Source organism: Pedobacter sp. 05L430 (assembly GCF_056397585.1).
The window spans coordinates 1-7,444 of sequence record NZ_JBFTNT010000206.1 but is presented as its reverse complement, the minus strand read 5'-3'; the positions used below and the strand labels follow the sequence as shown (position 1 = coordinate 7,444).

Here is a 7,444-nt window from a genome sequence, read left to right as displayed (position 1 = left end):
GACTATTGATTTGCACCGGTCTGGTATTTTGCTTTTGCCCAAATTGAGTTTGTGAAAGATAAGCTTCGGCAACCATACCGATATAAGATTGTGCAAGAGAATGGGCTATTGCCCTGCTCAACGGCTCTTCAATAAGCAAAAACCTTTCATGAAGCAATTTCAGGCATTGCTTAAATTTTTCTGCTTTAGCATCATCCAGTGATATGGGTCCATTGCTTATAATGTACTGTTCAAAAACAGTTCTGTACTCTTCATTAACCAATAGGGTATCAATTGCCAAAAACCAACCCGAAACATTTTTACTATTTATGCTGTGATGCACCTGCCCTGGTAGTACATATAGTATGGCACGGTCATTAACCAAAAGAGACTTAAAATCAAGCATGAAATTGCTTTCTCCCTTTTCCTGATATAAAAAAATATAATGATCGTCGCGGTGTGCGCTTAAAATCGAAGCACGTTCTTGAACGTTGTCAAAATAAATAACCTCCATTCCCGCCGAAGAGCGCTCATAGAGTTTATGGACTGGGATAATGTCTTTCACGACACTAAGYTAGAACTTTTATGCGTAATTCAGTTTAGCAACTCTTCTGCTTCTTGCAATAAGTACCCATGCAAACGCAGCACCTGTTAAAGCCATTATTGAACCCACAGAAACCGGAGAAGTATAATCATAACCTGCGGCAAGTGGCAAACCGCCTAAAAATGCACCAAGCGCATTACCTATGTTAAAGCTGGCCTGACTAACAGAAGCAGCGAGCATTTCTGAACCTTTGGCAGTATTGATCATCAGCATCTGAATTGGTGATGCCGCTGCAAAAGCAATTGCACCAGTCACAAATGTCATTATTACAGCTAACACCTGGTTTCCTGATACATAATGTACAATTAAAAGGCTAATTGACATTGCAATCAGTAAGGTTATAGTTGCCTTTGCAGGCGATATTTTATCAGCCAGTTTACCTCCAATAAAGTTACCTACCAACATCCCTAATCCTGCTACAACCAAGATATACGTGATTGAATTGGCAGAGAATCCTGAAACTTCGGTAAGCAATGGAGCAATGTAGCTATACCACGAAAATAACCCACCTGTACCAATTGCAATCATTAAAATGATTAACCATGATTCAGGAAGTTTAAAGAAGTTAAGCTCTTTACCCAAATCACGATTTTTAGTAGCTGGAAGTGCTGGCATCCATGATTTTAAACTCAATAAAGTAACTATACCTACAATAACAATGATTACAAAAGTGTACCTCCATGAGTAGTTATGGCCAATATAAGTACCCAGAGGCACCCCTATTACGTTTGCTATAGTTAATCCGGCAAACATTAACGACACAGATTGCGCTTCCTTACCCTTTTCTGCTATTCTGCTTGCTACCACAGAACCTACTCCAAAGAATGCTCCGTGTGGTAAACCTGCCAGCAAACGAGCGGCAAACATGGTATTATAGTCTGGTGCAAATGCCGAAAAGGCATTAAAACCTGTAAACATGAGCATTAAAACCATTAGTATTTTTTTGGGAGGATAGCTCCCCGCAATAACTACTAATAAAGGTGCGCCAATTACAACTCCTAAAGCATAAGCAGAAATAAGATGCCCGGCCTGAGGGATGGTAATATGTAAATCTTTCGCGATGTCTGGCAATAGGCCCATCATCACAAATTCTGTGATCCCGATTCCAAGGCCTCCAAGGGTTAAAGCAAGCAAACTTTTCTTCATAATCTACTATAGGTTAGTGTAAAAAATACACACTACAAAAGTAGATAATAAAATAGGTTAATTAGTCTATTTTTAGTAAAAAAATTTCACCTTTAATTTTGACTTACCTAAGGTTATTTTTTTTCATTTTTAACTGTAACTCACTGATCCTCTTAACTTGTTTTTTAGCTTTAGCGTAATCAATTAATTCTTGATAGGCAGCAAAATGATATGGGTTTAATTGAATTGCCTTTTCATACAACGCCATACTTTCCGTTTTGCGGCGATTAGCTTGCAGCAATTTTGCAGAAGTGTATAAATAATCTGAAGCATAAATATTGTCACCAGATCTGTTAGCCTTTTTTAATAGCTCTGATGCCTTTATTTTATAGCCTTTTTGAACCAACAGCCTTATGTACCTTAACTGATCAGGCCCTTTTACATATAACTTACCCGATAAAAATGGTTGCAAATAAAAATCAGTACTATCCTTGTATTTCAATTCATTGTAGAATTCTGCTATCCTTAAATTATAATCTGGTCTTCCATTTCCTGAAGCGGTCAAAATCCTTTGGGCTTCTTTTAATGTAGCAATAGCTGGTTTGTATTGCTTGTTTTCGGCCAAAGCATCGGCGTACATATTTCTAAGTTCAAAATTCTGAGGTTTCTGCTCAACCAGCTTTTTCAAAACAGCAACTTGCTGTGTATCACCCAACGTTGCCCTTAAAAATGCAGAAAATGCAATAGCATCATCTATTCTATCTCTTAAATAGGTAGACACCGTGGCTCCTGTTTTAATATACAGATCGGCCGCCTCAATCGCTTCTTTTAACTTAGCGTTTTTCCTGTACATCTCCCTAAGCAACAAATTATCCTTTGCCAGCTCCTGATAATCGTCTTCAAGAGTAATAGATTGCTGCAAATAACCTGCCTGCTGTTTAACAGATTCTTCCTGATTGATTTGTCGTGCAGCATATTTAGCTGCAACCAGATCTGCATACATTGCATAAATAGGTGCATAAACGATATCAATACTTTTAGCTTTTACCAGCCATTGCTCAGCTCCGCTAAAATCTTTGTTATAGATTTTGAGGTGGGCAATACTAAGAAATGCCGGAAGATACTTAGCATCATAAGTCAAAGCTGTATCCAGATAGGCCACTGCAAGTTTTGAATTACCTGCCCGACTTGCCAGGTTCACATAAACCTCAGCCCAATTGCTGGCCATAGCTTTTTTATCGCCAGCCAAATAGGCCTTTTCCTTTGAAACCAATTTATCCAGAAAACTATACATATCAGGATCCTTTGATTTTAAATCGGCGCTTGTATTCATAGATTTAAAATCAAGTGGGTGTACTTTTACTGGCTCAAAATACGCCGGATAAGTCTGCGCAAAATACTCGCTTTCATTGTTTTGGGAGTAATAATCGAGCGTACGCTTTTGTTTCATCGCATCGTAGTATAGCGCTCTTATTTTCCTGTTTTCAGCATCGGTTAATACGGCCCCATGAAACAAATGCACATACTCATGCAACACCACATTTCGCTCCATAAAAGCCCCACGCTCTACATATTCTATCCCTGCGGCTCCACTCCCTACGCCTCTTATATCCATCCACTGCCTGTTATCAAATGTAGTCATGTACCTAAAAGCCGGAGCGTCCATAGTAACCGCTAAATCCTGATGCAATGGAGGTATTTTAAAAGTATTGCCTTGTTTAGATAAAAAAGGAAAGTAAACTACTGATGAATATAGCTGGTTCCAAACCATTGCTTTTGCAGTTTCTCCCGGATAATAGCTTACATCAGAAAACACTTTGGTAAAATTCTTCATATCCCTGATTTTGGTATTATCCAGCGCTTTAGTGATGGCGTCGAAGGCATCAAGATATGGAATCCTTTTCGATTTAATAACTGCCGACAAGCCATTGTGGGCCGGACCATAGTGCTTTTTTCTAAGCAAAATAGATTTAAAAATATGCTCGRCAGAGTCGAGCCGCATGCCTCTATCCAGATCAAATGCGCTATAATAAATCGATGCCCTGTGCATTAACGGCAAAACAGAATTGCTGTATTGATTTTCTACCGCCCTGGTAATCTCTATTGCGCCTTGCACATCATTGCTTTTTATTCGCTGATCGGCCCTTAAAAGTGCTTTTCTCACCTCTTCATCATTGGCTTCTGCATAATCTGCATAGGTTAAATTGGTATGCCCATTGCCCCAATGCCAGTGAGTTTGATAATGAAGGGGATTAATTGCCAGTGCCAGTTCCCACTGGGCAGCCATGGCATTTAACTGTGTTGCATCTACCCTTCTCCATATTGCATAACCGTAACTGAATCTTGCATCTGCATTGAAAGGATCCAATTCAAGTGATTTAATTAATGGTTGTTCGGCCTTTTCAGGATGTTGATCCCAAAAATAAACATCGGCTTCCAACAGATAGGCTTTAGCACTTTTTGGATTTCTCTGCTGTATCTCTTTTGCAATCTGCAAAGCCGTTTCGTATTCCTTTTTAAGCAGCTTAACCCTGCCAAGTAAAAGTGCTGCATCTTCGCTATCCGGATTACTTTGAAGCACTTGCTTTGCTGTATTTTCAGCCTTTAATAAGCGCCATGCCTGTATCTCCAAAAAGCCTTTTATGAGGAGCGCTTTTTCATTTTTCCGTTCTTGTTTTAGTACCTGAAACATTATAATTTCAGCCTCTTTGTATTTATTATTTAAGATTAAGTAATTACATTTAAGTAACTGGTAATCTATGCTATTATGACTTGAATATTTAATCAAACTATCAGCTGTTTCCCACATTCCAAGCTCAAGCATACGACTAATTACAGGCACCGCATCCGTAGCAGTTTTCGCCTGCAAAACAAGTTGCTTCTTAAGTTTTATCAACTCCGTAAAAACTTGTTCTGTACTATCGGGATTAATAGACTGAGACCTGATTGCACCTATATTAATGACAAGGAATAAAATCAGGGAGAAACAGAATCTTTTCATATTTATCCTAAATATAATAAATTACTAGATAGGGTGCTTTTAAAGCGACTGTGGTAATATAATGCGAATCGTCATCCTGAACTTGTTTCAGGATCTCTCAAGAGAAAGGAAACCTTGCTGGCGCGAGATGCTGAAATAAATTCAGCATGACGGAAGCTTTAAGGCAAAAAGCTTAAAACAATCTGGTACGAAATGTGTTAGTGATTAAGTAAAAAACATCTATTATGAATTATAAAAAATTAATATCTAGCCGTTTGTCCAATTTCCCGACTATGCCAACTGACAAATCTGGAGCAATAGTTGGATTATTAGCTGGTTTAGCGGTAGGTGCTGTTATAGGAGTACTATTTGCTCCTGACAGTGGAAAAAGAACAAGAGAAAGAATATCTGATAAAGCGCTAGACCTTGCAGATAATGTAAAAGATGGTTTCCATTCCATTAAGGATAATATCAATAATGGAAAACAAAGTCTTGGAGGACTAAAAAATCAGGTTGTAGACAACGTTAAGACTAAGGTGAACTCAGTATCTCAAGAGTTTAAAGAATTTAGAGATACTGAATTAGAAAAAGCGAAATCAGCAATCAAAAACACTGCTGATGATGCAAATGACGCCATTCAAAAGGCTTAATTTATGGTTTAATATCTAGAGCTATCCTTTGGTGTTTAAAAAACATTTTGGTAATGGGAACTAATAATAGTCCACATAATCCGAAGATTACAAAGGATACTCTTAAATTAAACGCATGAGCCAGATATCCAATTAATGGAGGTCCTAACAGCATTCCGGTTATCGAATAAGTAGCTATAATGGATATGGCCATCCCCGGTGAGTACTTCTTTGAAGCACCTGCCAGCGCATACGACATTGGTATTATTGACGCTGTTCCAAAGCCTACTAATGAAAAACCAATCATAGCTGTCCAGAATGTTGGAAAGATAATGGCGAGGGAAATTCCTGATACAATAAAAACAGCACTCATGATATATGTTTTTGGCATACCAAATCTTACGATGATAATATCAGACAAGAATCTGGATGTTGCCATAAATGTCATAAAGATCAGGTATCCATAAGTAAATATCGGCGCATTTAATACTTCCTGAAAGTAAATCCCACTCCAGTCGAACATCCCTCCTTCGCATATTGCGCATAAAAACACAACTATACCAAGGTAAAAGATATACGGGTCTGGCTTACTCAAAATCAACTTGTTACCCGTTTCGGACTTATCTCCTTTTAATAAAAACTGGTATGAGTATAAGGTTACCAATAACATCAACACGGCAACTATAGAAAAGTGTACTGCCAGCGTAACATTTAAGGTCAGTAAAAGTGTAGACAAGGCAATTCCTGCTATCCCTCCTATACTCCAAAATCCATGGAATGATCCTATTATCTTTTTCTCAAATCTCTTTTGTAGTGTTAGTGTTTGCGTATTTACTGAAATATTAAATATTCTGGTAGTAAAAGCGAATACACAAATTGCAAAAACAAGACTAAATGTATTGTGTGCAATTCCTATCAGCGCCAGTGAAAGCGCATTTAATGCATAGCCAACTGTTAACGGTACACGACTATTGTATTTGGAAACTAACCACCCTGAAATAGGTAGCCCGATTAAAGAACCGACCGGCATTGCCAATAGAATACTTCCTAATTCTGCTTCATTAAATCCAAAAGCGGTTTTAATCGTGGGAATTCTTGAGGCCCAGGTAGCAAAGCTAAATCCTGAAATGAAAAAGAAAAGGCTTAAGAAAAACCGATGTTTACTATTTGAAATCATTAATTTGAGATGAAAAAAAATAAAATTAATCACCCTAAAATGCAGCTAGTCGTAATTAATAGGCTACAAATGTAAACAATTCAAATTGGAGCTGAAAAAACTATTTAGCAAGTTGATCAGATTATTTCTATATGTGCAATATTGAAAATTAAACACACCCGTTCCCTGGTGCTTCCTTTACGCTGCTTCGAGGATTCTTCGAGGATGATTTGAAATACCTCAGATGCATCCTCGAAGCACGGCAGAAGAAGGGTTCAACCATAACTGAAGCATACAGATAGAATTAGCATAGATAATTTACTTAGGATTCTCCTATTTGTTTTTCCAAAAAATAACATAGCTTTACAAAAAACTTTAGGGGTGCCTTGCGCTGAGATATACCCTTTGAACCTGATGCAGTTAGTACTGCCGAAGGGAAAAGTAGAAGCAAATCTATTGCTATCTTTTCGTCCCGTTATGGGCAATCTCTATAGTTTTTCCAAATTAGCTAAAGATGGAAATAACTGTAAATCAACAAAATCACCAATTTAACAACCCTTGTTCTGTAGAACAAATGCTGTCTGTTATTAACGTTCAGGCTAAAGGTATCGCTGTAGCCATCAATCAAACCATTATTTCTAAGTCTGCCTGGGCCGAACATGAGCTAAAACATGGCGATCAGGTAATCCTAATTAAAGCCACCCAGGGTGGTTAATGCCCCAATCATGTATTAAATCAATCCTTCATTATAAATTAAAGTATTTATGAAAAGTGAAAAAACTCCAACCGAAGAAGTGATCAGCCGTAGTCCYTTCCCTGCCTCACGTAAGATTTTTGTAAAAGGACAATTGCACGATATTGAAGTTGCCATGCGCGAGATCAGCTTAAGCGATACCAAAATCCACAATGGCTTCGGTTTAACAGAACCAAACCCTCCGGTAACAATTTATGACACCAGCGGCCCCTATACC

Annotated in this window: 6 protein-coding genes, 1 pseudogene and 1 riboswitch; of the genes and pseudogenes, 3 read left to right on the top strand and 4 right to left on the bottom strand. The window is 38.0% G+C overall.

Annotated elements, in window-relative coordinates; translation table 11 throughout:
• The 3 genes from AC1DG9_RS19940 to AC1DG9_RS19930 form a co-directional block, all read right to left on the bottom strand.
• Positions 1-544, bottom strand: a 544-nt coding sequence (locus tag AC1DG9_RS19940; RefSeq protein WP_477635107.1) for a hypothetical protein, incomplete at its 3' end; no start/stop codon positions are given.
• Between the two features lie 18 nt (positions 545-562).
• On the bottom strand, positions 563-1,729 hold the full coding sequence (locus tag AC1DG9_RS19935) for an MFS transporter (RefSeq protein ID WP_172660344.1): 1,167 nt from the start codon (positions 1,727-1,729) through the stop codon (positions 563-565).
• 103 nt (positions 1,730-1,832) lie between these two features.
• Positions 1,833-4,709, bottom strand: a complete 2,877-nt coding sequence (locus AC1DG9_RS19930) for a tetratricopeptide repeat protein (protein WP_477635106.1) — start codon at positions 4,707-4,709, stop codon at positions 1,833-1,835.
• A gap of 224 nt (positions 4,710-4,933) precedes the next feature.
• On the opposite strand from AC1DG9_RS19930, the gene AC1DG9_RS19925 reads away from it, so the two are divergent.
• Positions 4,934-5,338: a YtxH domain-containing protein gene (locus AC1DG9_RS19925; RefSeq protein ID WP_172660346.1), complete on the top strand. Its 405-nt coding sequence runs from the start codon at positions 4,934-4,936 to the stop codon at positions 5,336-5,338.
• A gap of 1 nt (position 5,339) precedes the next feature.
• On the opposite strand, the gene AC1DG9_RS19920 is transcribed toward AC1DG9_RS19925, so the two are convergent.
• Positions 5,340-6,494 (bottom strand): MFS transporter, encoded by a 1,155-nt coding sequence (locus AC1DG9_RS19920; RefSeq protein ID WP_172660347.1) that lies wholly within the window; start codon positions 6,492-6,494, stop codon positions 5,340-5,342.
• 346 nt (positions 6,495-6,840) lie between these two features.
• Positions 6,841-6,928: riboswitch (TPP riboswitch) on the top strand.
• A 59-nt stretch (positions 6,929-6,987) separates the two neighbouring features.
• Between AC1DG9_RS19920 and thiS the strand changes: the two genes are divergently transcribed.
• Positions 6,988-7,188 carry a sulfur carrier protein ThiS gene (thiS, locus tag AC1DG9_RS19915; RefSeq protein ID WP_337717947.1) on the top strand — a complete coding sequence of 67 codons (201 nt, stop codon included), beginning with the start codon at positions 6,988-6,990 and terminating at the stop codon, positions 7,186-7,188.
• Positions 7,189-7,237: 49 nt separating this feature from the next.
• Positions 7,238-7,444, top strand: a pseudogene (locus AC1DG9_RS19910) (phosphomethylpyrimidine synthase ThiC); the annotation flags it as partial.